The organism is Paenibacillus sp. LRG-1 (assembly GCF_057220305.1).
The window spans coordinates 2,902,389-2,927,721 of the sequence record NZ_CM170126.1 but is presented as its reverse complement, the minus strand read 5'-3'; the positions used below and the strand labels follow the sequence as shown (position 1 = coordinate 2,927,721).

The following is a 25,333-nucleotide window of genomic DNA, read 5'->3' as shown; positions in this document are numbered from 1 at the left end:
TAAGACTATGGAGTATCACGTAGCAAAAACTGGTTCAGATCACGGCCAGGGGAGTCAGGAAGATCCATTTCTGACAATCAATAAAGCAGCTTCTGCTGCTGTGGCAGGAGACACGGTTATTGTCCATGGAGGGGTATATCGTGAATGGGTAAAACCAAAATTTAAAGGATTAAGCACCAAGAGAAGAATTACTTATCAAGCTGCAAAAGGTGAAAAAGTAATCATTAAAGGCTCAGAGCATATTCAAAGTTGGCAGCATGCAGAAGAGAATATTTGGAAGGTTGTGTTGCCGAATGAGTTTTTTGGTAACTATAACCCATATGCTCTTGAAGTGTCCGGAGATTGGCTCGTAACAATTGAGGAAACCAAGCATTTAGGAGACGTTTATTTAAACGGTATGTCTTTTTATGAAGTTAGCCGCTTTGAACAACTGATCGATCCGAAGGTTACAACAGAAGTATTGGACCACTGGACAAGAAAAATGGTTCCTGTTCATAATCAGGAACAGACAAAATATGTCTGGTTTGCAGAAGTGAATGCTGATAATACAACCATATATGCGAATTTCCAAGGCGCTGATCCGAACAAAGAATTTGTTGAGGTTAACGTTCGCAGATCTTGTTTCTATCCCCAAGATACAGGGATTGATTATATTACAGTAAGAGGCTTTGAAATGGCGCAGGCCGCAACACCATGGGCACCTCCGACAGCGGATCAGCCTGGACTGCTTGGTGCCAATTGGAGCAAGGGTTGGATTATTGAAAACAATATCCTTCACGATGCAAAATGCAGCGCCATCAGTATTGGTAAAGAAGCCTCCACCGGGCATAATTATCGCTCCGTCCGGAAAGACAAACCCGGATACCAGTACCAGCTTGAATCTGTCTTTTCTGCTGAACGTAATGGCTGGTGCAAGGAAAAAATCGGCTCCCATATTATCCGTAATAATACGATTTATGATTGCGGTCAAAATGGAATTGTGGGTCACTTAGGCGGTGTATTTAGTGAAATTCATCACAACCATATATATAATATTGCTCTGAAACGTGAATTCTACGGTCACGAAATTGCAGGAATCAAGCTCCATGCAGCCATAGATGTCCAGATTTATCATAACCGTATCCATGACTGCTCTTTAGGATTATGGTCAGATTGGCAGACACAGGGAACAAGGATTAGTAAGAATTTATTTTATAGCAATAATCGCGATTTGTTTGTTGAAGTAAGCCATGGGCCATATATCGTTGATCACAATATAATGGCTTCTGAATATTCTCTGGACAATGTGTCACAGGGTGGAGCTTACATAAACAACCTAATCTGCGGTAAGATGAATCATTGGAAAGAAATGACACGTTCTACACAGTATCACCTCCCCCACAGCACCAAAATCGCAGGTTTTTCTTTTATTTACGGCGGTGATGACCGTTTTTATAATAATATTTTCATTGGAGCTGATGGATTAGAAGGTGTCGGAACGTCCCATTATAAAAACCACACGGCTTCTTTAGAAGAGTATATTGAAAACGTGCACAAAAATCCCGGAGACGCTGAAATATTTAACTTGGTGGAACAACCTGTTTATATTAATAACAATGCGTATTTGGCCGGAGCAGAACCGTTTGAAAGAGAAAAAGATAAGATAGTTGACAAAAGCTTTCATCCAAACTTCAGAATAGTTGATAAGGGAGAAGAAGTTTATCTTTCCTGTGAATTACCGGAAAATTTCGATGTTTTTCTAGGTGAAGTACATTCAACAGCAACATTAGCACGGGTACGTATCGTTGACGCTGAATTTGAGCGCCCCGATGGTAGTGAAGTGATCCTGAATACTGATTTGTTGGATATGCAGAGAGTAGAAAAGTCTCCAATAGGGCCGATTACACTTTTGAAAAAAGGTAAAAATTATATTAAAGTTTGGTAATCCCTTATAGAAAAAGCCTTACACCTCTATAAATTATGGTGTAAGGCCTCTTTCACTGATATCGCTTGAATATTTTTTCAAATATAAGATTTTTGAATTTAATTTTATTAATGATCTGGCACATTTAGGCTTGCATCACGTTCTAGAGAACATCAACAACGATGTGTCCTACCCTTGAAATCTTAATCTTCTGAACTAATCGTTCAAAATTACGATCTTACCATTCGCATCATTACTCTCCATTAAAAGATGAGCTTCTCGGATTTCTTCTAGCTTGAAAACTTTAGCAATCGGCGGAACAATTCCATGTTCTTTAATATGATTGAACAGGTCGATTAGTACGTTTTCTTTGATAACTTCACTTGTAAATGCCGTAAAATAAACACCTGTCGGTATATCAATTAACGGTTCAAAGGAATCAAGTGTCCATTCATTTCCCAGTATCCCTGACATGCATAAGGTCCCTTGCTCTGAAACCAGTTGCAATGATTCCTTTATTGTGACGGTGCCGACCAACTCCAGGACCTTGTCTACGCCATTTGGAGCGATTTTATAAACTTCTTTTGTAAAATACTCATCATCGAGTAAAGCAAAGTCTGCTCCAGCCTGCTGAAGATATGCTAGCTTTCCGTTGTTCCGAGTGGTTGATATGACTGTGGCGCCTGTACTTTTTGCTAGCTGAAGGGCAGCCAGACCAACAGAACTCGTCCCACCGCGAATGAGAAGCACTTCGTCAGCAGTTAATTGGAGACATTCGAATAAGGACGCATACGCCGTATAATACATTTCTGGAATTGCAGCGAGCTCAGTCCATTTCATTTCAATTGGAATGGAATAAACCTGTTTTGAAGGAATCAAAACATATTCAGCATAACTTCCATCAAATTCTCGGCCTAATCCCCCCATTAATGAAGCAACACGCTCCCCTTTTTGAAATGTGCTGTCAGATGGATCTTCGATCTGCCCTATGCATTCAATACCAATAATCCGTGGGAATTTGACGGATAGGGAATGTCCCTGTCTTGTAAACATTTCAGAGCGGTTTATTCCAAAAGCTTTGATCTTAACAAGTACCCAACCTGGTTTAACTTTGGGGATTGGAACTTCTTTTATCTTTAGTTCTTCAGGTTTACAGGCCCTTTCCAGTACAACAGCCTTCATAAAAGTGATCTCCCCGATCCAATGTAGATTCGTTTTTCAAACTGAATGAATACTGCATTCGTTCCAATAGCGAGACACGCTGACAATACACTTCCCCACAGAATCTTATCTATATTCATGGTTCGTAAGCCATCATTTAATATCGAGCCTAATCCGCCTGCATTTATAAATGCTGCTATAGTCGCCATTCCAACCGTAGATACGGATGCTAGCCTTAATCCTGTAAAAAGAGCTTTGATGGCCAAAGGCACACGAACATGAAGCAATACCTGAATACGGCTCATACCAAGCCCAGTGGCTGCCTCAATAATAGACTGTTCAACATGATTCAAACCTGCAATAAACTGACGTAGTAGGATATATTGGTTATATGCTATGAGCACGGTAATCGCTGTCGTTTTACCCAAACCTGTCACGGGGATCATGATTGCGAACAGGGCCAAGCTGGGAATTGAATAAAGAATCGAAAAGATATAAATGAGTAACCTGGATATCGTTTCTGAAGTCAGGGCTAAAATTGTTAAGAGTACTGTGACGACAATGGAGATCAGCATGATCACAATTAGCATCTCCACATGCTCCAGTAATGCAATTCCTAACTTATCCGGATGCTTAATGGCATATTCGATCACTTTAACCCCTCCCAGAAACGTTCTTGCTCTCTTGAAGATTGAATAAGCGATGCGACAAATTCATCTGCGGGATGAGCAACAATTTCTCTTGGCGTATCAAACTGACAGGCTTTACCTTGATTCATGATTATTACCCTGGTTCCCAGCTTAAATGCTTCATTGATATCATGCGTTACGAATAGGAAGGTTTTCTTAACTCCCCCATGAATCCGCAGAAGTTCATCCTGCAAATTTAGACGAGTCATGGCGTCTATGGCTCCAAAAGGTTCATCCAATAACATTGTATTAGGATTTGTTGCTAAGGCCCTAGCTAGTCCAATTCTCTGTTGCTGACCTCCCGATAGTTGAGAAGGGTAACGATTTAGGTAGTTTACTGGATCTAACCCAACCAAAAGTAACAATTTGTGCACCATTTCATCCACCTTCGTTTTTTCCCATTTCAAAAGCCGGGGCACAGTAGCAATATTTTGTCCAATGGTCATATGAGGAAACAAACCCACTTGCTGAATAACATAGCCAATCCTTCTCCGTAGCGCTACAGGATCAATTTCAGCAATGTCATCACCAAATAGTTTTATCTTCCCTTGGGTAGGTTCAATTAAACGATTTACCATTTTCAATAGTGTGGTTTTTCCTGATCCGGACGAACCCAGTATGGTTATAAATTCGCCTTCCCTAATAGACAGATTGACATGATCAACAGCTAAGTCATTGGAGTTTGCGTATGTTTTGCACACATTTTGGAATTCAATTGCTATAAGACTCATGTTATCCCCCACACTCATTTAATTGAGTCATAAAATTCTTTTGCCACATCTTCATATTCTTTTTTATCCACGTCCACTTTTGCATTCAAGGCGGTTACCGTTTCCGTATCCAGCGCCGCACTCACCTTATTAATAACCTCAGCTATCTCTGGATTTGTATCCAGCACATTATCACGAACAACAGGAGCCAAGTTATACGGAGGCCATACTTGTTTGTCATCTTTCAACAGTGTGAACTGATCTTTATTAACTAGTTGCCCTTCTGTTGTGTAAGCTGGGGCAACATCCGCTTCATTGTTTTTAAGCACTTCATATTTCAAGCTGTTATCATATACTTTAGATGACTTCCAATTGAACTTACCATACACTTTCTCTAGAGCTGGAATTCCGTCTGCACGTTGGTCAACTTCTCCTTGTGAGGCGAATCGAAGCTTACTTACATGTTTTTGTAGATCAGTAATTGTAGTAATTCCTAGATTTTTAGAAACTTCCGAACGAATAACAAGTCCTGCTCCATCATTTGCTTTAGAGTAATCTAGCCAAGTAATTTTAAATTGCTTTTTATATTCTTCCTTAACTTTCTTATAAACCGCGTCAGGATCAGTGAGCATATCTACTTTCAATATGGATAATAAACCGGTACCTGTATATTCTGGATACATATCGATATCGTTGTTAACAATAGATGAATGGATAACGGAGCCCGCAATATTGGGTACTCGTTCTACCTTATATCCCGCACCCTCTAAAGCCAAAGCGTAAAGTTCACCCACAATCAAATTCTCAGTAAAATCTTTCGTACCGATCCGTATCGTTGCTGCTTTATCTTCAGCATTTTCTGTTTTATCACCACATGCACTTAAAATGAGCGACAATACAAGAAAAATTGAAATTGAAAAATACAGTTTTCTCTTGTTTCTAGACATATCTTTTACCTACCTTTTCAAAAATCTATATTTAAACAAAATACGCTCGGACATATCAAGCATTACCCCGACTGTAATTGCTAAAATTCCCACCGAAAACCCACCAATCAAAAGTAAATCCACTCGATTAAGTCCTAAACCAGTAAAGATGATTTCCCCTAATCCACCCGCTCCTATTTTGGCAGCCATGGTAGCACTCGCAATGACCTCAATGGCAGCTATTTTAATCCCTGTCAGAATCATTGGCGCAGCTAATGGGAATTTGACTCGCCACATTACCTGTTGTTCTGACATACCCACTCCATGAGCAGCTTCAAGTAAAAAAGAGGGAACAGACTCTAAACCGGCTATCATATTCATTAATATAGGAGGAATTCCCAACAGTACCAGGGCAATTAAAGCTGGTTTTGTTCCCGTCCCCATAATAGGGATTAAAAGGAGTAGAACAGCTAAACTAGGCATAATTCTTAGAACTTGGAACAAGGATACGATCCATTTCTCTGTTCGTTTGTACTTACAGGTTACGTAACCCAACACAATTCCAATGGAGGCAGAGCAGAGTAAAGCTAGTAAACTTATTATTATATGCTCTTTCCCAGTAGCTAAAAAAACATGCATGTTATTTGAAAAGTAGGCTGTTAATTGCATCCATAAGCTGTCATTCAAGGTTTCTCCACCTTTCGTTTAATTTGCTTTTTCCTCGACCGCTTTATAATATAAGCAATATAATCGTTTTGAAAGTAGGCACCTTTTTATTAGATAGGAACCAAAAAGTAACTATTGGAGGATTAGACCGAATGATTACAAAAAAAGAGTTGCCTCTTTGTCCGGTGGCGACAACGGTTGGACTTATAGGAAACAAATGGAAGTTGCTAATAATGAGAGACCTTTTGAAAGGAACCAAACGTTTTGGTGAACTTCGTAAAAGTATTCCAGAAATCAGTCAAAAAGTTCTAACAGAAAATTTGCGGTCTATGGAAGAGGATGGTATCGTCATTCGAACCGTGTATGCCGAAGTACCACCTAGAGTCGAATACAGCTTGAGTGATTTAGGGAATACTTTAAGACCCATCATTAATGTTATGGAAACGTGGGGTTTGGAATATCATAAGCTCAATGAGGAAATTCCTCGTAACATGAAGGATTCTTAAAAAACTGAGCCCGATTAAGTGTTTTGAGGACGAGAATGACAAGCCTTTGAATATTTTAAAAACAACGGAGGACTAAGGTTAACATTAGTCCTCTTGGGTATTGTTCGTGCAACTGATAGTCACTCCAACTATTTTGTGTAAAGTTTCAATAGCTAACCTGCAACAACGGAGATGATCAACTTTTAGAATATAAATTGGACCAGGAGCATATAGAGCAGTGTACCGCCAGCGATGGATATCAGCATGTTTCTTCTCCAGAGATGCAGCATAATAATGAAGACAATGGAAATCAATTCGGCCACACCATGAGACCCAGAGAAAAAAGTGACATCCTTAACACTGTAAATGACCAGCAGTCCTAAAGCTGCCGAGGGAAGTACTTTGCCGAGATACTGTACATATTTAGGTGTGGGACGTCCCGAAGGGAACAAAATAAATGGAATAAATCGGGTCATTATCGTTCCCAAGACGACCATTCCTATCGTTGTGATGTTTTCAAACAAAGTCATGGACATCGTGTCTCTCACCTGTCATTCTATCTAGTGATTTTCTCATGAAGGAGAGCACGATAAGAAGACCTATCATAGATGGAACGATGAAATTTTCGCTATTAAAAATAAGCAGACAAAGGATCGAAATTCCCAAACCCAAAAATGCACTATGATGTGTGCTCTCTTTCATCCATTGTTCAATAAAGATCACAACAAAGAGCGCCGTCATCACAAACTCAAGCCCTCCATATTAATGCGCACCAGAGATCCGAAAAATCCACCAATGGCAGCGCCAAATACCCAGTAGCTATGATTAAGCAGAGTTACGAAAAACATATGCCATCCCTTGTCCACTTCTTTGGGGATGTTTGCCGTGTAATTAATTGAAAACGATTCATCACATAGTCCAAAAATTAGATAGAACTTTTTGAATCCGGTGCCTCTGTATTTTTCAAGCATGGATATGCCATAAAATAAATGCCGGGCGTTCACCATTAAGGTCATTAGCAAGGCACCTAGTGGATTGAACGGACCGAGCAGTAAATGCACTGCAACAAATTCCATGGATCCGGCAAAAATAAATAGGGCCATAAGGATCGCATACCCCGCACCAAAGCCAGATATATTCATAAGAATGCCGTAGGCAATCCCTAGAAACAAGAATCCAGCCAGTATGGGAAGTGTGGAAGGGAAAGCTGATTTAAAGGCCAATTGAAGCTTACTTCTGTGTATCATCGTTGCTACATCTCCTTGACAAGATTACATTTCTTCGTTAGTTTAGCAATGTAAATCCATACAATCAATGATACAATTGTATGCATTACAATATTGTGAGGTGTGCTATGCCATTTAATTCGTTTGAACATTATCCGATGTCGTGGAAACCTGACAGGGATAGATTGCAGCGACCGCTTTATCGCTCTCTCGCCCTATTGCTGGAACATGACATCAGACATGGCTTTTTGGCTCCGGGTACAAAACTTCCCCCTCAGCGAGAGCTGGCCGATTTTTTGGATGTGAACTTCACAACGATTACACGCGCATACAAGCTTTGCGAGCTTAAAGGATTAATTCATGGTGTGACCGGAAACGGCACCTTTGTTTCAGCCAACGCGGCTCGGTCGGTCACCATTTCAAAAGATCCATCCTCAAACGTACATATTGACCTTGGTTTTGTTGCCTCATTTGAGCAAACCAATGATCTGGTTACTGAGGCCTTAAAGCACGTGGTAGAGAAAAGTTATCTGGAACAGCTATTGAATTACAATGATCCTGCAGGTATCCCGCATCATAAACTGGCTGCTCTCAATTGGATGAAGGCTTTTGGCATCCAGGCCGATACTGAACATATGGCGATCGTTTCAGGAGCCCAAAATGCATTAGCTATTACACTCTTAGCACTGTTTGAACCCGGGGACCGAATTGCGGTTGACCAGTATACGTATGCCAATTTTATTGAAGTATCCAAAATGTTTCGTATCAAACTAGTTCCCATTTCAGGGGATGAGTATGGTATGTTACCTGAAGCTCTGGAAGACCAATGTTCTCAATCGAATTTAAATGGTGTGTTTTTAATGCCTTCCTGCGCTAATCCCACGACCATTGTAATTCCGGAAAAGCGAAAAAAAGAATTAGCTCAGGTCATTCAAAAACATCATTTGATCCTGATTGAGGACGACATTCATGCCTTTTTGTCAGCGGACATTATAGATCATTATGGTCAGCCGATGTATCAGCTGCTCCCTGAACAAACGGTTTATATTTGTAGCACCGCCAAATCCATCTGCTCAGGTCTTCGAGTGGCCTATATCGTGTTTAACGAAGCATTCAAAGACACAATGATGAAGGCCATATACAACGTCAACGTCAAAACATCCTCTTTGGACGCAGAGATCGTAACTGAGCTGATTCTGTCAGGAAAAGCAAATATGATTGTTACGAAGAAAAAACAATTGGCCGAGACAGCCAACCAGTTATTTGCTGAATTCTTCCCAAATACTCTCCACGGGGGACATCCACTGAGTTTTTATCGATGGCTACGTTTACCAAAAGTTATGCACGAAGCTTATTCTGAAGGTTTTTTTCTGGAAAAAGGGGTTCGTGTATTTCATTCCAATCGATTTCTGAGCGGTGGGAATGCAGAAGAAAATTATCTAAGAGTAGCGCTTTCATCCACTAGTTCTTTAGAGGAATTAAGAAGAGGATTAGAGATTTTAAGAGAGAGCCTCGAATGAATTGATGTCTTGATGCGTATAGCTACATTCAAAGGCTCAGGCATTATTTTATTTATATTTCATAACAAAGTACGAATGTTCACAGCACAAACAGTGTATGTCTTTTATTCGTCTAAAATGGAAAGCTTCCCTATGTAGCTTCCATTTTAGACGAACATTTGTCCTACTTAGCTACATATCCATCGAACAAAGAACACCATCAGATGTCGTATTGAAATGAACCTCTACGAACTTGGAACAGCGCCAATTTGTTGAAGTAATCCAAGCATATCGGGTTGACCATATTCTTCTACAATTTGCCCATCAGAGAATCGATAAAAATTCATCGCTTGAACCTCGATGGTTTTCCCTGTTGGAGGAAAACCGAAGAAACTGCCTTGGTGCGTACCTCGCATAATGAATCGCGCAGCCACCTTATCGCCTTCAGCAACCATCTCCTTCAGTGTCCATTGGATATCAGGGAAGCCAGTTCGCATCATTTGGATAATTGCAAGATATCCATCCGGTCCCTTCATCGCATCTTCCCGTGCTGGGACATAGAAAATCGCATTTGGGGCAATAAGTTCTTCTGCTAGCTTTACGCTAGCCGTATTTATGAACTCTGTAAACCGGTGCATCTGTTGTTTATTCGCTTCAATTGTCATTCTCAAATTCCTTTCAAAATTTTTTATCCTTTTCGTTTCGTGCCCATCACCATTGAAGTAAAAGGTTCCTGCTTGATCAGTAAATCTCCCTCACACATCAATATCATAATTGATAACTAAAGACTTCAAAGTTACAATATTAATTTAACCTAGGTTTTCAAATTCATAATAAGTTCGCTCGTGTTTTTTGTGAAGTAGGCACCTTAATGTTCTATAGTAACCATTTGGTAACTAATAATACTTATTTATTCATTCATTTCATCAACGTTATATTCGAAAAAATCAAAATCAGCATATTGTTGATGTTTAACACGATCGGCACAGGTCAAGCCAACAAAACTACCTGTAAACTCACCATACTTGCTATATTCATCAGAGAATATCGTGGTATCTAAGCCAATTCCAATAGCTTCATATTCTTTACCGTCATAACTCCTGAGCGACTGAAAATGTGTTCCTGCATAAAAGCGAAGCGTATACGCAATATTGCTGTAGGACGTAATCGGATTGTTCGCTGCCTGGTCCACATCCTGGGAGTTTACCGTCAACGGTTGTTCGCTAATTTTCCAGCTTGAACTGCCTCCCGTAATGAGAAACAACGAAATATCTCTAACATAGCATACGTCCCCCCTTTCGTTGATCCAGCTGTTAAGTCTCTTAGCATCCAGCCAATGAATATGTATTTTGTGGTTATGGATTGTTCTTACCAGTATATTGACATATCAGGTCTTCCGTCTTCTTCACATCTGCCAATAAGAGGCGATCAGCGGATGAAGTCTACCATTTTGTAGCTTTACTATGTCCACTGCAGTTACGTGGTTAACAAAAATGCTGACATCTATGTAACTCGATGTCAGCAGTCAGAAATCAGCACTGTCCATTGCTGTAAAGATACACTACGAAGTCAATAACCTTCAGCAGAATAAAAATAGTGAGTAGTTCTTCACCCATCCACCACATCTGCTTGCAAATCTGTTGCAATTTCAATCATCTTAGGCACGACAGCCTCATCGGAAATAGCCACATACACATCCCCCATGTAATGGCGAAAAGGTATTTCTACGTCAGCATACTTCCACATGAAAAAATCTCCCTCAATCGACATGGTGCTCTCAGCACCTTGTATAATAAGCACTCGTGAATACGAAAAGTCTGGCTGGGATGCAAAGTAATCTTTGCACTCCTCCAGGGAAATGGATTGCTCCACCGGACTTTCCTGCATGGAACGGGTGATTCGAAAACGCTGGTTCATTGATCTGCCTCCACAATTATGATTAAGAAATTCTGGCTTTCATACCTTATAATGTCCACTTGCTGATGTCAATGTTGATGGAACTATATGGATATTTATTATGTTTTCAAGCAGTTACTTTTAGGATGCATGTTCAAACTGACTGTTGTATAGATCAGCATAGAAGCCGCCTTTAGCCAGCAATTCCTCATGGTTACCCATTTCGATAATGTCACCATCCTTCATGACCAGAATCAGATCCGCATTCTTGATCGTCGAAAGTCGGTGAGCAATCACAAAGGAGGTTTTCCCCACAGTCAGCTGGTCCATCGCTTGTTGAATCAGCAATTCCGTACGCGTATCAACCGAGCTTGTGGCCTCATCCAGAATGAGCATGGGTGAATCTTCAATCATCGCTCTTGCAATGGTAATCAATTGCTTTTGACCGGCGGAGAGATTGGCTTTGTCGTCCAGCACTGTATCATAGCCCTGCGGCAGTGTTTTAATGAAGCTGTGCAGCCCCACCGCTCTACTAGCAGCTTCCACCTGCTCATCGGTAACATGATCTTTGGAAAAGACGATATTGTCACGAATCGTTCCTTCGAACAGCCAGGTATCCTGAAGCACCATACAGAATAATTCATGAATATTCTCACGCGTTAATTGGCTAATCGGGGTTCCGTCAATGTAGATTTCTCCATCGTTCAGCTCATAAAACCGCATGAGCAAATTCACGAGCGTGGTCTTACCGGCGCCTGTCGGACCGACAATGGCAATTTTCTGACCAGCTTCAGCTTTCATGGAGAAGTCCTTGATAATCATACGGTCTGTATTATAGCCGAAACGGACATGTTTGAATTCGACATCCCCTTTGGCGGTGTCCAGCTTTATGGTCTTGTGACGCTCATCTGCCAATTCTTCTTCACCCAGAAATTCGAATACACGTTCACTGGCGGCAGCCGCCGACTGCAGATTGGTTGCGGCCTGTGCCAGCTGCGACAAGGGCTGTGTAAACAGACGAATATACACCATGAAGGCGACAATAGTTCCGATAGTTATAGTCTGTTGGTTGACCAGCAAAGCTCCCACAACACAAACCGCGACATAACCAAAATTTCCAATGAACATCATGACTGGCATCATCAGGCCAGACATGAACTGGGACTTCCATGCATTTGTATATAGGCGGCTGTTAATGCCATGAAACACTTCCTTGGCTGCTTGTTCCCCGTTATATACCTTGACTACGTTATGACCAGCATAGGTTTCTTCAATATGACCGTTGATCTGGCCAAGCTCCGCTTGCTGTGCTACAAAGTATTTCTGTGAATGCTTCATAATCACGCTCATCAGGCAAAAGCCGATCAGCGTAGCTACAATTCCGGTAATGGTCATGATCCAGTTTGTATAAAGCATCATAATCAAGGCGCCCACGAAGGTAGCCAGTGCACCGACAAGCGTGCCGAGACTGTTGTTTAACGTTTGTCCGATGGTATCGACATCGTTGGTTACGCGGCTAAGCACATTACCGTAACTCGTAGAGTCAAAATACTTCAAAGGCATATGATCGATTTTTCGAGACAGCTCTGTCCGCATCTTCTTTGTAAGACGCTGTGAGACGGTTGCTGTAATGAAGCCCTGGAAATAGTTAAAGATAAGACCAAATCCATATAAAAGCGCCAATACAAGAACAATCTTCTGAACAGCACTTACATCAATCCCGGTTACGATTCCTTCCTGAATCAGGTTGGCAATATCACTGAGCTTATCCGGGCCAATCACGTTGAGGGTGGAGCCGACCAGGGCCAGTACCATAGCTAGTACAATCATAGGCACATAGGCCTTGCTGTAGGATACAAGCTGGCTGATGGTCTTTTTAAAATTATTCGCTTTTTCACCAGCACCCTTGCCCCCCGCAGGGCCTTTACCCATGGGACCTCCCTGATTCATTTTCATTTGCTGGCTGTCGACGGTGTGTTCATTCTTATCCATGTATGAGTTCCTCCTTCGAAAGCTGCGAATATGCGATCTCCTGATAGGTGCTGCAGTTCGTCATCAGCTCTTCATGCGTGCCGCTCCCTACAATCTCTCCCTGGTCCAGCACGATAATCCGATCAGCGTCTTTGATCGTACCTATGCGCTGACCAACGATAAGTGTCGTAGCGTGGCCGGTTTCTTTTTTGAGAGCGGAGCGCAGAATCCGGTCTGTTCTGTAGTCTAGTGCCGAGAAGGAATCATCGAAAATATAAATCTCCGGCTGACGGTAGATGGCACGCGCAATGGACAGCCGCTGCTTTTGACCACCGGACACATTCGCTCCACCTTGCGAAATTCTACCCTGATATTGACCATCCATTTTTTCGACAAACTCCGTTCCTTGAGCAATACCAACGGCTTCTTTGACAAGTTTCTCCGAAGCTCCTGCTCTTCCGTTATCACCGTACGAAACGTTGGATACGACCGTACCGTTGAACAGTACAGCTCTCTGAGGAACATACCCGATTTTGTTATGGAGTGCCTGCTGATTATAGTTCCTGACATTCACACCGTCCACGAGTACCTCTCCCTCGGTCACATCATAGAAACGGGGAATCAGATTGATCACGCTGGTTTTGCCGCTGCCTGTAGCGCCAATAAAGGCAACCGTCTCGCCTCGTTTCGCCGTGAAGCTGATGTTGCGAAGCACGGCCTCCTCCGCGTCCGGATATTTGAAGCTGACATTACGGAATTCCACTTGCCCCATAACGCTCTCTTCTCCAGTCGTCTCATGCCCATTAACGATGCTGGATTCGGTATTCAAAACCTCCATGATCCGTTTGGCAGAGATCGAGGCGCGAGGCATCAGGATGAATATCATACTTACCATCATAAAGGCCATAACCACCTGCATTGCATAAGAGGAGAATACGACCATATTGGAGAACAGCGTGATGCGGTCTGGTACGGCCGCCCCGTTAATCAGGTAAGCGCCGATCCAATAGATAGAGACACTCAGACCTGACATAATAAAGGTCATACCTGGGCCAATCATCGTCATTAAACGGTTCGCAAACAGGTTTGTATTCGTCAACTCGACGTTAGCCTGCTCGAACTTCTCCTGCTGATACTGATCTGCATTATAAGCGCGTACTACCCGAAGTCCGATCAGATGCTCACGTGTTACCCTGTTCAGATTATCGGTGAGACGCTGGATTCTCTGGAAACTTGGAAGAGCGAAAACAACAATGACACTTAGCATCAGGATCAGAGCAGCCACGGCCGCTCCTGTGGAGGCGGTCCACTGCCAGTTTTTATCTGCAATCTTCACAATGGCCCACACGGCCAGAATCGGTGCCTTGATGATCACCTGCAGCCCCAGCGCAACCACCGTTTGAATCTGCGTAACATCGTTCGTGGAGCGGGTAATGAGGCTTGCCGTCGAAAAGTTGTTCATCTCTTCCATCGAAAAGGATAAGGTCTTGTCAAAGACCATCGCACGCAGACGCATAGCCAGCCCTGCAGCCACCTTTGCCGCGAAATAGCCCACAATAATAGATGCAATCATACTGCCGACGGCACAAAACAACATGTAACTGCCGGGAATCAGCAGTTCGGACACAGGCGTTCCTTCCGTTTGCAGCTTGGTCGTAATTTCCGCCATATAATCAGGTAGCTTCAGATCAAGCCATACCTGCACAACGATGAAGGCTAGGCTGCAAACCACAAGCATCCATTCATTTTTCTTGAGATATTTGAATATCTTTAGCATTCTGTTGCTCTCCTTTTATCTGATAGTCTTTGATGCTTGGTGAAGTATGGTGCATCCTGCTCTGCATAGAAATTCAGCTTCTAGAGACAATAAGCTTAATGAGTCGGATCAGTTCTTTGGCATCTTCTTCGTCTAACTTTCGAAGAACATTCTCGGTCCATGCGATTCCTTCATTATGCCTATCAATCATAAATTGCTTACCTGAATCCGTAATGAATACAATTACCTTACGTTTGTCGCTGACATCAGTACGCCGTACAACTAGTCCTTTCTTCTCCAGGCTCTTCAGTGCCGTTGCTACCCGTCCCGTACTGACGGACAAGTATTCGCTCAAGTGGCCAGAGGTAACCCCGTCCTTATTGAAATTCAGACAAATGAGAATCCCCATTTCGCCACGTGAAAAGTGCCCTCGTTCCTCTAATGCCGGTTTCCGCGATTTGACGATATACTCGAATAGTTCTGTCGCTAATGCTTTATAATCCAATGGTCACAACACCTTCTCGCTAATACCTTATAGTATGAGGTAATTAATCTTATAGTATAAGATAATAATAATGTCGGGTTATAAAGTCAATTAGAGAAAATATGGAATACAAAAAATCCTCCGTAACCAGCTTGTATTTTTACCAATTTTTCTACACAAAAGTCCAATGGAAATGACAAAAGAAAACTTGAGGAGCAGTTTGCAGCAGATATGGAGAAATCTCATGAATCTTGAAAAAGACCGCATCAGTACGGCTCAAATAATATTACTTGGGCTTTTCTCACTTATCGGGGATATGTAAGAGACTGCTTCTAAAAGTAAAGCAGCAGCTCACTAGGACTTGAAAAATAAAGTCTTAGACTGCTGCTGCTTTTACCAACATTCACTTCTACTATTAAAATCAAAGATACTACTACTATTTTTAAAAGCATTTCCTGATAGCAACATTTCGCTGTTCAAGCAACCATCTCCCGCCACTCAACTGTGACCCATGATATCAACAAGATCAAACTATTAGGAACGGAGCGCTTTCCGAGGTACAAAAGGTGAATTTCCTTACAACCTAATAAAACCAGGATGTAAACAGATTGTTAACCGGTTTATAGATCATCATGACCAGAAGCAATGGGCTCGGCACATTGATTTTGTACAAGGAGCAGACCACTACACCAATGCCCGTGATCCAAAACAAGCCCCAGACCAGAAGGTCACGGCGCCTGCTTCCTCGTGTCAGCAAAGGCACATCGATGACCGCACAAACCGCTGCTGTTGCCAGAAAAAGCAGTAACACTATTGCGCTCACTCCTTGATATCTTCAATAAAAGATTTGTCTGTAATACCAATTCGGTTAATCGACACGCTGGCTTTGTAATGGATAGGTAGCGATTTTAGGTAATTGTCCCCTTTTTTCTGTTGTAGCCTAGCCCAAGCTTGGGGGTTGGCACGGTAGATCAACTGTCCAAAGCCCATAATATCCACATTATAGCGCTCATTAATTTGCTTAACTGCAGTTTTCATCCGCAAGATAATTCGTTCTTCCGATTTCCTTTCCAGCCCTGTAATCACGCGCTCTGCTTCCAGATTATCTTTGCTCATTACCTCTTCAACATTACACAAGGCCTTTACATGGATGTAAATATGTGGTTCACCGTCAATAATCTTGACTTTACGTTTGGTGTCTGTATGAAGTGCTTCAATGACGATGGGCCGTCCGTCGTCTCCTATTACAGAACCTGAGCTTTTGACAACGTTATTGGTGATATAATTGTAGCCAATCGTCTCGTTATCGCTTAACCACCCGATCATCTTATCCTTCCGAAATACAGCTATATTACTGTACTGTAATTTGGCTGTGGGCGAGCTATCTTCCACATTGCTCTTCTTTTCGCCCTCACTAACACTGCCTGACATCTTCACTCCAGTTAGCACCGGATTCTTCCCCTCGTACAACAAATCTTCAATAAATTGGTTCAAAGAAACAGCGACTGTTTTGCCCGATGTCTTATAAGATTTGTCCAGGGAATTATATAATTTACTTGCCGGTAATCTCTCTAGCGGGGTAAGGACCTTCAGAACATCTTCGGCAGTGGTGTCTTTGGCGACCATGGCATAGAAATCATTACGCGGCTCTCGGCTCCGCTTCAGCATATCAAGTGCCTCGCTAATTCCGGCCCGGGCAAGCTCCTCTCCGATCACCAGTATACGGATATGCCCATAGTAGCCAGCTCTCGCACTTTCCAGACTGTACTTGCGCTGAGCTTCATAAATCGTGGGGACCGTAAAGGTAGATACAATCACTGGCACCCCGGCACCTCCCGTCCCTCCCGCCGCCTGCGAGGCAATTGCTGAAGGAATAACCACCTGCAGTGTAACCTTATAGCCAGATTCAGCCTTATCTAGCCCCATTCCCAGCACAAAGGCCATTTCATTTAACTCCTGTCTTTCCCAGCACCCGCTGAGCAGCATAGGGACCAAAAGGGTAAGCAGCAGTCGCGAAACAGTTTTACGGTTTTTTGGGCTCATCTGCCGACTCCTTTTGCTTGGTTGTGCTTTGACGGTCAAGATTTTGAATCATACTTTCTGCCGGCCTTGTCTTTAAACGCGGCCAGGTAAAGCGGAAGATGGAATCCTTCAGATCATTTGAACGGTATGGACCGATCGGACTCATATAGGGCATGCCAAAAGAACGCAGACTCGCCAAATGCAGCACGATTAAAAAGATACCGAATAGTATTCCGTATAGTCCAATAAAGCCAGCTAGTCCGATAAGAACAAAGCGAATGATTCTTGCAGCGATCGACATGCCCGTCTCTGGTATCACAAAACTGGATATGGCCGTAATGGATACAATGATAACCATTGCTGATGAGATAAAGCCCGCGGCAACCGCCGCCTGTCCTATGACAAGTGTTCCAACAATGGATATCGCCTGCCCTATATTTTTTGGAATCCTCACTCCCGCCTCCCGCAAAATCTCATACGTTAATTCCATGAGTACTGCCTCCACAAATGCAGGAAAAGGAACGCTTTCTCTCTGTGCGGCAAGGCTGATAACCAGATTGGTAGGGATCATCTCCTGATGATAGGTCGTAACCGCCACATAAAATGAAGGCGCAAGCAACGTAATGAAAAAGGAAAGAAAACGGATGAACCGTAGCAAGGTGGCAATATCGGCCCGCTGATAATAATCTTCGGCAGATTGAAAAAAAGCGACAAAAAAGGTAGGCACCAACAGGACAAAGGGGGTTCCATCCACAAGAATCGCCACTTTGCCTTCCAGGATTCCCGCTGCGATAGTATCCGGCCGGTCGCTGTTATAGATCGTGGGGAACGGCGTAGCAGCCGTATCTTGAATAAACTCCTCAATATATCCGCTCTCCAGGATACTGTCCGTATCTATTTTGGCCAATCTGCGCTTCACCTCCTGCACCAGGTCAGGATTAGCGATGTTGGCGAGATACATAATGGATACACTGGTTTGAGTCACCTTACCAATTTGGAAGGTTTCTAGCCATAGCTGGCTATCTTTAATTTTCCTTCGAATCAGCGCCGTGTTTGTCCGCATATTTTCCGTGAACCCTTCCATCGGCCCACGTACAACTGATTGTGAGCTTGGTTCGCCTACATTGCGGTCCTCCCATCCAGGCAGTCCGATCCGTAGGGCGCTGGATGTTCCGTCAACCAGCACCATGATATTACCGGATAACAGCTCATGAACAAATTGCCCAAGGTCATGCGTGACGGATAGATCCCCCGCAATCAGCATACGTTTTCGCAAAAGCTCAATCTTCTGATTAGCATCAAGATCTCTCATTTGGTCAGGGGTACAACGTTCCTGAAGCGAAAATAATATGGAATTATGCAGAACCTGTGTATCCACAAGACCATCAATATAAAGCAAAGCGATATGCGTAGACTCATCCAATTCCAGCTTTTTAGTGATCAAATCGGTGCTTGTCCCGAGCAGTTGAACCAACTGCACCAAATTGTCCTCCAAGCGGTGTGATAATGTGCCAGTAATTGTATCCTTCATGTCACAACCTCCGCATTCCGTGAGCAAACTACAAATAGTATGACAGAAGAACTTGATAATTATCCCCTTAACATTCCTTTTCGACTATCAATTAATAATTATGTTATAAAATCACATACTAAAGGAAATGACAAAAGAAAACTTGAGGGGCAGTTTGCAGCAGATTTGGAGGAATCTCATGAATCTTGAAAAAGACCGGATCAGTACGGCTCAAATGATGTTACTTGGACTTTTCTCGCTAATCGGGGAAATGGCACTTGTGTATCCTGCAGCAATGGCAACCGGAGCCCACGAGGATGCGTGGATTGCCGCCTTGATTAGTATTCCGCTAGGACTTGCATGCGTAAAGCTGATGATATCTACATCAAATATTGATCCAACTAAAACGATTATTGAGCTTTCATTACAAGTATTAGGAAAATGGGTGGGTGGAGCTGTAGCGTTGAGTTATTTATTCTTTTTCCTGATTGCAGCCTCCACCTATATCAGAGAAATCGAAGATTTCATGTGCACACAGATTTACGAAGGGACACCCGGCGGGGTCATTCGCTTCATGGCGATTTTTCTGTTGGTGTATGGCTTGCGGCTGGGTCTTGAAACGCTGGGCAGAGCAGCCCAGATTTTTTTTCCTTTCTTTGCGTTTTTTCTGATTTGCCTAATCGTTCTCCTGTTCCCCGATGTCAAGATGGAGCGTATCCATCCTATTTTGAATACATCGTTTCCTGACATGCTGCACACCATTATGTTCGGTGTATTTTATCCCTTTGGAGAAATGTGCGTGTTCTTCATGGTGTATCCCTATGTCCAAAAACAAAGCAATACGAGCCGCAATATATTCATTTCTTTGTTGATCGGAGCTGTTGGACTCAACCTCATTTTGTTTCTCTCCCTAACAGTACTCGGGGCATATTTCTCAGAACACGAATTTTACGCTGCCTATATTCTTGCCCAGAGAATCAACATTGCTAATTTTTTGCAGCGGATTGAGGCTTTAATGGCCACCACGTGGATCATCAGCACCTATTTCAAAACAGCGCTTTTCTTTTACGCATTTGTTTTGGGGACAGCTCAGCTACTAAAGCTAAAATCCTATCGGCCATTGATCTTTCCAGTGGCATTTCTGATTTACGGACTGTCGCATCTGATTGCAAAAAATATTATTTTCTACGTCAAGGAGATCCCCGCCTACTGGGTAGATTGGGATTTCACCCATGCCATCGCTTTCCCGTTAATCCTGCTCGTTGTTTATCATATCAGGAAACGTATCAGTCACAACAACCAGCTAACGTAACTTTCGGGGCATATTCGGCAATCTTACGCACTTCTCCCTCCACAATTGCAAACCTTCTTCCATCTTCCATGCTCTCCGTGATCGCAGAGTTCATTCAATTAGACCTTTTGTAGAGTACCTTGATAGAGTACTTTACAGAAGGTCTAAAGGACGCACTTTTTTCTTAATCGACCAATTCAAAGTCCTTTATCGTTGCATTCGGTCTTAAAATCTTTTCCTGGTCAAATATAGCTAGCAGTTCATCATTTTTAACTTTGACAGGCCAATTATGATTAGCAAGAGCTCCTTTGCCCAAAGTAATAATATCGGCTGTACAATGTTCGACCATCTGACTTGCTTTAGATGGGTCTTCCAGGTGTCCATTAGCCATCACTGTAATGTTTCCATACTTCTTGGCAAGCTCAGCAAGAGATTGTCTACTACTGTCTGGAAAGGCTGGTTGCCAAGCCTCATATTCCGTGACATGGATATAATCAAGCCCCGACTGTCCTAACTGTTGGAAAATCACTTTTGCCTCTTCTTCTTTACCAGCCCACTTATGCTCATAATCATTTACTTTCCCTTGGGAGATTCGAATCCCAACTATAAAGTTTTCTCCTACGGCTTGCCGAACTGCACTCGATACGTCAACCAATAAACGAACACGATTGCTGAGGGAACCTCCGTATTCATCCGTTCCCTGGTTTGTATAGTCCGTAAGAAACTCATCCAGTAAATAACCATTTGCACCGTGAATTTCTACGCCGTCAAATCCAGCTGATTTGGCACGAACAGCAGCATTCACAAATCCCTGAATTACGTTTTCAATATCTTTCTTCGTTGCTTCCACAGGCATCGGAAAAGCTCCTTCACCGCCATAAAACGCAAGTTGCCTCCTTGTGGTTGCACTGCTGATGGAGTCAATATATTTGATTCGAATCGGTTACCTTGAGATAAAGCACTCGCGTGTTCTAACTGAACAATAATTGCTCCGCCAGCCTTATGAACAGCTTCCACCACCTTTTCCCACGATTTAGCCTGTTCGTCAGTGGCCATCCCGGGCTGGTTGAAATAACACTGACTAAACAGCTCATCTGTATAGGTTCCCTCAACAATAATCAAACCAAATCCGCCATGTGCAAATGAAGCATTGTATTGTGCCATTTGATCCGTTGCAAAGCCTTCTGGAGAAGCACTCGTGCGTGTCATAGGTGCAACACCTAATCGATTTTTCAGCACTATATTTCCTATTTTTGTAGTTTCGAACAATATGCTTGTGTTAGGCTCTATCCAAGAACCTCCTGATGTTTTTAGTTCTACAAAATTAAATCGTCCAATCTTCCGTCCCGAATTTTGCTGACCCAAGCAGGATCAACCAATAATGCATACAGTCGGTCTTAGAACCCTGTAGTATACTGTGTAGGGATTGCAGTTTCTTTTTTCAATTTTGAAGCGGCTTCCAGTGACCAATAAGGATTTCTCAACATCCCTCTACCCACAGCAACCAGATCGGCCTCTTCATTTCCGATAACTGCATTCGCCAAAATTGGATCTTCTAGTCTTCCAACGGCCATCACCGGAATATCCAGAGCTTCTTTGATTTCTTTTGCCAAGGGGACTTGATATGCTGCGTGAGTTCCTGGTCTGCCCCATGCAGCTATAGGTCCCTCACCGCCAGATGAAATATCAAACATATCTACTCCTGCCTTTTGATATTCCTTGGCAAAAGCAATGCTTTCCTTAATACCATATCCACCTTCTACGTATTCTTTGGCAGAAATACGCATCAAGAGCGGCATATCTTCCGGCATCTCGCCCTTCGCTGCCTGAATGATCTCCCGACCAAAAAGGGTAAGGTCTTTACCGTATCTATCTTCCCGTTTGTTCGTAAGCGGCGAATGAAATTGATGAATCAAATAGCCATGTGCACCATGAATTTCAATGGTGTCGAATCCAGCCTTGACAGCGCGAGCTACAGCAGCACGAAATTTCTCAACTAGTCCTTTAACCTCTTCTGTTGTAAGCGCGTGAGGTTGTTTTGAATTTTTATCAAATGCAATGGCAGATGGCGCTACAGGAACTTCAGCATCTTCCGCCTTGCGTCCGGCATGCGCGATCTGGATTCCCACTTTGGCACCGTAGCTGTGACAAGCATCTACAATCCGTTTGAGAGCAGGAATCTGCTCATCTGACCATAAACCAAGATCAAAATCGGAGATACGACCATCCGGCTCTACATCTGTCATTTCAATCATGATAAAACCAGCTCCGCCTACCGCTCGGCTAACGTAGTGTATATAATGCCAATCTGTGGCGATCCCATCCTTTTTGTCAACCGAATATTGGCACATTGGAGGCATAACTACGCGATTTTTCAATTCCAAACCTTTAATTGTATAGGGACTAAATAAATCTTTCATGTGAGAAAGACTCCTCTCTGAGGTATATTATGAAATACATCAATCAAATGCATGCACACGCATATATATTAACATGTTTGTTTCATTTGTCAACTTTAGGTATGATTTCAAAACTTCAAAGTAAAATACGCCATTTACTCGTTGGTCCTCATCTTCAGATTTTTTGCAATGCATCAACAACTGAATCGTCACCAGTAATCAGATCAAAAGCTCGCTTGTATGTGTTCTTCTCATCTAAAGCTGCCACAATGGCACGGGCTACATCCTCACGAGGGATACTGCCATAGGTGATATTCTCCGCAGCAGCCTGCGCAATTAATTAATGTATCTGCACGGCCCAAATGGTCTATGGTGAAATTCACCAATGACTGAACTTCTGCATTGACATCTTGTTCTAATTAAATATTAAGTAACCGAATGGTTTAGCACATTACCAAATCAAAAAACATGCGCATGCATTTAATTTAGTGAAAAAATTACTTGCTGTCAAGTTTTGAATGCAAATATGGATTGCTTATTTTTTCAAAAAAATACGTGGATGATTTGAATAAACTTTGCTTTCTCTTTTCATTCTAAGTTCTCATCCTTTTCGGCACGTTAAACTGTGAGCGCTTCTGGTATCCACTAGGAAGCGCTCGTACTGTATATTAATTTTGATGTGGAGGTAAATCTACATTCTCATGCTCTCCATAAAAAAGCTCAATGCATTGGACACCCACTTCTTGGGATGAAGAACAAGCTGAATTTCTAGCTTGAGCTCGGCATGCTCAAAGGGTAACACCTTTAGCTCTTCCCGTTCAATCTCCTCCAGCGCAGCCATTAGAGGTAGAATGGATATACCCTCTCCAGTTTTGATGCTCCGTTTGATCGCTTCCGGATTACCCAGCTCCAGGCTCACGCGATAGGTGATTCCATTTGCTCGAAGCACTCTCTCCAACAGTTGTCTGTAGTTGCACGTATGCTCGGGCATAATCCACTCCGCATCTACCAGATCATCCAGGCCGATTCTCTCTTTAGCGATAAGCGGATGGTTCGGATGGACAATCAGTACAAGCGGTTCTTCTCGAATCGTAATCCACTGCAAGGCCGAATTGCTTGAATCGTCCGCGAGGATCAGCCCGACATCGGCCTCCCCTTCCCTGACCTGGTGCAAAATCATCTCTTCGCGATCCGTATGCAATCGTATGTTCAGATCAGGGTATTCTTTGCGAGTCGCCTGCATATACGGCGGCAGAAAATACGAAGCGATGGAATCCATAGTACCGATCGTCATGGAGCCCCCGCCCTGCTTAGCCAATTTTTCTTTCGATTGCTCAAAAAGCTCCAGCATTTGTCCGGCAAGCTTGAATAGCTCTTCCCCGGCGGAGGTAAGACGAATCTTGTTGTTGCTGTATCGCTCGAACAATTTGACTTGATACGTTTTCTCCAGCTTTTGAATCTGGGTCGTGACGCTGGATTGTGCGTAACCGAGCACTTCTGCTGCTCTTGTAAAGCTTTCACGAATGGCAACTTCCCGAAATGTTTGAAGATAAATGAAATCCAATCTGGCCACCCCATCGGAAATTTTGATTAGAATCATCGTTTATTATAGATAACTCTGATGCTGTCTCCTATGTTACATTAGATTTAATTCAACGGGAAGGGATAACTGATGATGATGAACGAACAACATATTCATGGGATTTTCATACCGCTGATTACACCTTTTACACGTGACTATAAGTTGGACATCGATTCGTACCGGAAGTATGTTACCTATCTTGCAGGCCATGACATCCAGGGTCTGGTCGTTAACGGTACGACAGGAGAGTCGCCAACCGTATCCTGGGATGAAGTGAAGCAAATGGTACAGGTGACGCAGGATGTTCTGAAGAGCATGAACAAAACCATTCCGATCGTCATTGGCACGGGAACGAACGATACTTATTCAACGGTGCATCGGACGGAAATGGCGGCTGAATTAGGAGCGGATGCAGCCATGGTGGTCACTCCGTATTACAACCGGCCGACGCAGGAAGGAATCTTGGAGCATTTCCGTGTCGTATCTCGTGTAGGCCTGCCTGTGCTTGTATATGAAATTCCTGTTCGCACGGGCAGTCGCATGACAATAGATACAATACGCAAAGTGCTGGACCTGGATGGCGTAATTGGGCTCAAGGACAGCACGGGCGGTCTTGATCTGCTTTTAAAATTGACCCAGTACGAGACCAAGCCTGTCCTCTGCGGAGAGGATGCCTATTTCCATGCCATGCTATGCCAGGGAGCTGCCGGTGGTATGCTTGCATCCGCTCATCTCAATATCCAGGAGTATGTGGATATATACCAACGTTTTGTGGCTGGCGACATGAACGGGTCGCGAGACAGTTTCATGCTACTGGAACCGGTGATCCAGCATGTATTTGCAGAGCCAGCCCCGGCCGCGATCAAGTGGTGGCTTACCCAGAAAGAGATTATTGCCGCCGAGCAATTGCGTCTGCCACTTATGCCACTGTCGGATCAGGTGAAGCAGGGTCTCCTGAATTCAATCGTATCCTGATAAATCAGCTTATCTCAGACTACCCAATCATAACGTAGAAGAAGCATCTCCTGGACAGGAGATGCTTCAATTTTTAGCCGGAACTGACAACCTTCAGAAAAACGAATTTAAGAAGATACTCTCTATGGTAGAACGCTGTATCGGTGTTTTCATCCTAATGAGGTCCGCAATCTGAAAAGCTT

The 25,333-nt window shown here is 43.1% G+C and carries 22 protein-coding genes and 2 pseudogenes; 5 read left to right on the top strand and 19 right to left on the bottom strand.

The features are described 5' to 3' along the window. Positions 1 to 7: 7 nt before the first annotated feature. Positions 8 to 1,924, top strand: a complete 1,917-nt coding sequence (locus ACUUJN_RS12835; protein ID WP_484669699.1) for a right-handed parallel beta-helix repeat-containing protein — start codon at positions 8 to 10, stop codon at positions 1,922 to 1,924. Positions 1,925 to 2,119: 195 nt separating this feature from the next. On the opposite strand, the gene ACUUJN_RS12830 is transcribed toward ACUUJN_RS12835, so the two are convergent. The 5 genes from ACUUJN_RS12830 to ACUUJN_RS12810 are packed head-to-tail and all read right to left on the bottom strand — an operon-like array spanning position 2,120 to position 6,076. After that, positions 2,120 to 3,085, bottom strand: a complete 966-nt coding sequence (locus ACUUJN_RS12830) for a zinc-binding alcohol dehydrogenase family protein (RefSeq protein WP_023988628.1) — start codon at positions 3,083 to 3,085, stop codon at positions 2,120 to 2,122. Then, on the bottom strand, positions 3,082 to 3,717 hold the full coding sequence (locus tag ACUUJN_RS12825; RefSeq protein ID WP_023988627.1) for an ABC transporter permease: 636 nt from the start codon (positions 3,715 to 3,717) through the stop codon (positions 3,082 to 3,084). The genes ACUUJN_RS12830 and ACUUJN_RS12825 overlap by 4 nt, the downstream gene beginning before the upstream one ends. Further along, on the bottom strand, positions 3,714 to 4,484 hold the full coding sequence (locus tag ACUUJN_RS12820) for an ABC transporter ATP-binding protein (RefSeq protein WP_025723011.1): 771 nt from the start codon (positions 4,482 to 4,484) through the stop codon (positions 3,714 to 3,716). The genes ACUUJN_RS12825 and ACUUJN_RS12820 overlap by 4 nt, the downstream gene beginning before the upstream one ends. 14 nt (positions 4,485 to 4,498) lie before the next feature. After that, complete coding sequence (locus ACUUJN_RS12815; RefSeq protein WP_028541278.1) at positions 4,499 to 5,410, bottom strand: glycine betaine ABC transporter substrate-binding protein; 912 nt, start codon at positions 5,408 to 5,410, stop codon at positions 4,499 to 4,501. 9 nt (positions 5,411 to 5,419) lie between these two features. Beyond that, the gene (locus ACUUJN_RS12810; RefSeq protein ID WP_071558735.1) at positions 5,420 to 6,076 is read right to left on the bottom strand and encodes an ABC transporter permease; all 657 of its coding nucleotides are present in this window, start codon (positions 6,074 to 6,076) and stop codon (positions 5,420 to 5,422) included. A gap of 131 nt (positions 6,077 to 6,207) precedes the next feature. Here ACUUJN_RS12810 and ACUUJN_RS12805 point away from each other — a divergent pair, with 131 nt between their 5' ends. Next, complete coding sequence (locus ACUUJN_RS12805; protein WP_023988623.1) at positions 6,208 to 6,561, top strand: winged helix-turn-helix transcriptional regulator; 354 nt, start codon at positions 6,208 to 6,210, stop codon at positions 6,559 to 6,561. Between the two features lie 182 nt (positions 6,562 to 6,743). Here the strand turns inward: ACUUJN_RS12805 and ACUUJN_RS12800 are convergent, their stop codons facing one another. Together ACUUJN_RS12800 and ACUUJN_RS12795 are read right to left on the bottom strand one after the other, a co-directional pair. Further along, on the bottom strand, positions 6,744 to 7,076 hold the full coding sequence (locus ACUUJN_RS12800) for a branched-chain amino acid transporter permease (protein WP_071558736.1): 333 nt from the start codon (positions 7,074 to 7,076) through the stop codon (positions 6,744 to 6,746). Next, positions 7,057 to 7,787: pseudogene (locus ACUUJN_RS12795) on the bottom strand (AzlC family ABC transporter permease). Before ACUUJN_RS12795 ends, ACUUJN_RS12800 begins: the two are co-directional and overlap by 20 nt. A 107-nt stretch (positions 7,788 to 7,894) precedes the next feature. Here ACUUJN_RS12795 and ACUUJN_RS12790 point away from each other — a divergent pair. After that, positions 7,895 to 9,286, top strand: coding sequence for an aminotransferase-like domain-containing protein (locus ACUUJN_RS12790; protein WP_484669752.1), 1,392 nt, complete (start codon positions 7,895 to 7,897; stop codon positions 9,284 to 9,286). A gap of 224 nt (positions 9,287 to 9,510) precedes the next feature. Here the strand turns inward: ACUUJN_RS12790 and ACUUJN_RS12785 are convergent, their stop codons facing one another. From ACUUJN_RS12785 to ACUUJN_RS12745, 9 genes are all read right to left on the bottom strand, one after another. Further along, positions 9,511 to 9,930 (bottom strand): ester cyclase, encoded by a 420-nt coding sequence (locus ACUUJN_RS12785; protein WP_071558739.1) that lies wholly within the window; start codon positions 9,928 to 9,930, stop codon positions 9,511 to 9,513. Between the two features lie 245 nt (positions 9,931 to 10,175). After that, positions 10,176 to 10,529 carry a beta-xylosidase family glycoside hydrolase gene (locus ACUUJN_RS12780; protein ID WP_053325447.1) on the bottom strand — a complete coding sequence of 118 codons (354 nt, stop codon included), beginning with the start codon at positions 10,527 to 10,529 and terminating at the stop codon, positions 10,176 to 10,178. Between the two features lie 344 nt (positions 10,530 to 10,873). Beyond that, positions 10,874 to 11,182: a hypothetical protein gene (locus ACUUJN_RS12775; RefSeq protein WP_025723019.1), complete on the bottom strand. Its 309-nt coding sequence runs from the start codon at positions 11,180 to 11,182 to the stop codon at positions 10,874 to 10,876. Between the two features lie 120 nt (positions 11,183 to 11,302). Continuing rightward, positions 11,303 to 13,153, bottom strand: coding sequence for an ABC transporter ATP-binding protein (locus ACUUJN_RS12770; RefSeq protein ID WP_279833679.1), 1,851 nt, complete (start codon positions 13,151 to 13,153; stop codon positions 11,303 to 11,305). Continuing rightward, a complete protein-coding gene (locus ACUUJN_RS12765) occupies positions 13,146 to 14,909 on the bottom strand; it encodes an ABC transporter ATP-binding protein (RefSeq protein WP_023988614.1) in 1,764 nt (587 codons plus the stop codon). The genes ACUUJN_RS12770 and ACUUJN_RS12765 overlap by 8 nt, the downstream gene beginning before the upstream one ends. A gap of 73 nt (positions 14,910 to 14,982) precedes the next feature. Beyond that, positions 14,983 to 15,393, bottom strand: coding sequence for a MarR family winged helix-turn-helix transcriptional regulator (locus tag ACUUJN_RS12760; RefSeq protein ID WP_028541283.1), 411 nt, complete (start codon positions 15,391 to 15,393; stop codon positions 14,983 to 14,985). Between the two features lie 562 nt (positions 15,394 to 15,955). After that, a complete protein-coding gene (locus tag ACUUJN_RS12755) occupies positions 15,956 to 16,183 on the bottom strand; it encodes a hypothetical protein (protein WP_226887813.1) in 228 nt (75 codons plus the stop codon). Between the two features lie 8 nt (positions 16,184 to 16,191). Then, on the bottom strand, positions 16,192 to 17,415 hold the full coding sequence (locus ACUUJN_RS12750; protein ID WP_430180178.1) for a Ger(x)C family spore germination protein: 1,224 nt from the start codon (positions 17,413 to 17,415) through the stop codon (positions 16,192 to 16,194). Beyond that, positions 17,396 to 18,925 carry a spore germination protein gene (locus ACUUJN_RS12745; RefSeq protein WP_028541285.1) on the bottom strand — a complete coding sequence of 510 codons (1,530 nt, stop codon included), beginning with the start codon at positions 18,923 to 18,925 and terminating at the stop codon, positions 17,396 to 17,398. Before ACUUJN_RS12745 ends, ACUUJN_RS12750 begins: the two co-directional genes overlap by 20 nt. 178 nt (positions 18,926 to 19,103) lie before the next feature. Between ACUUJN_RS12745 and ACUUJN_RS12740 the strand changes: the two genes are divergently transcribed. Then, entirely contained in the window at positions 19,104 to 20,216 is a 1,113-nt protein-coding gene (locus ACUUJN_RS12740) for a GerAB/ArcD/ProY family transporter (protein ID WP_023988609.1), read from the top strand. A gap of 163 nt (positions 20,217 to 20,379) precedes the next feature. Here the strand turns inward: ACUUJN_RS12740 and ACUUJN_RS12735 are convergent. From ACUUJN_RS12735 to ACUUJN_RS12725, 3 genes and pseudogenes are all read right to left on the bottom strand, one after another. Next, a pseudogene (locus tag ACUUJN_RS12735) lies at positions 20,380 to 21,404 on the bottom strand (NADH:flavin oxidoreductase). Positions 21,405 to 21,592: 188 nt separating this feature from the next. Continuing rightward, positions 21,593 to 22,615 carry an NADH:flavin oxidoreductase/NADH oxidase gene (locus ACUUJN_RS12730; protein ID WP_484669698.1) on the bottom strand — a complete coding sequence of 341 codons (1,023 nt, stop codon included), beginning with the start codon at positions 22,613 to 22,615 and terminating at the stop codon, positions 21,593 to 21,595. A 670-nt stretch (positions 22,616 to 23,285) separates the two neighbouring features. Continuing rightward, positions 23,286 to 24,167, bottom strand: a complete 882-nt coding sequence (locus ACUUJN_RS12725; RefSeq protein ID WP_484669751.1) for a LysR family transcriptional regulator — start codon at positions 24,165 to 24,167, stop codon at positions 23,286 to 23,288. Positions 24,168 to 24,269: 102 nt separating this feature from the next. On the opposite strand from ACUUJN_RS12725, the gene dapA reads away from it, so the two are divergent. After that, on the top strand, positions 24,270 to 25,151 hold the full coding sequence (gene dapA / locus ACUUJN_RS12720) for a 4-hydroxy-tetrahydrodipicolinate synthase (protein ID WP_071559634.1): 882 nt from the start codon (positions 24,270 to 24,272) through the stop codon (positions 25,149 to 25,151). Positions 25,152 to 25,333 lie beyond the last annotated feature (182 nt).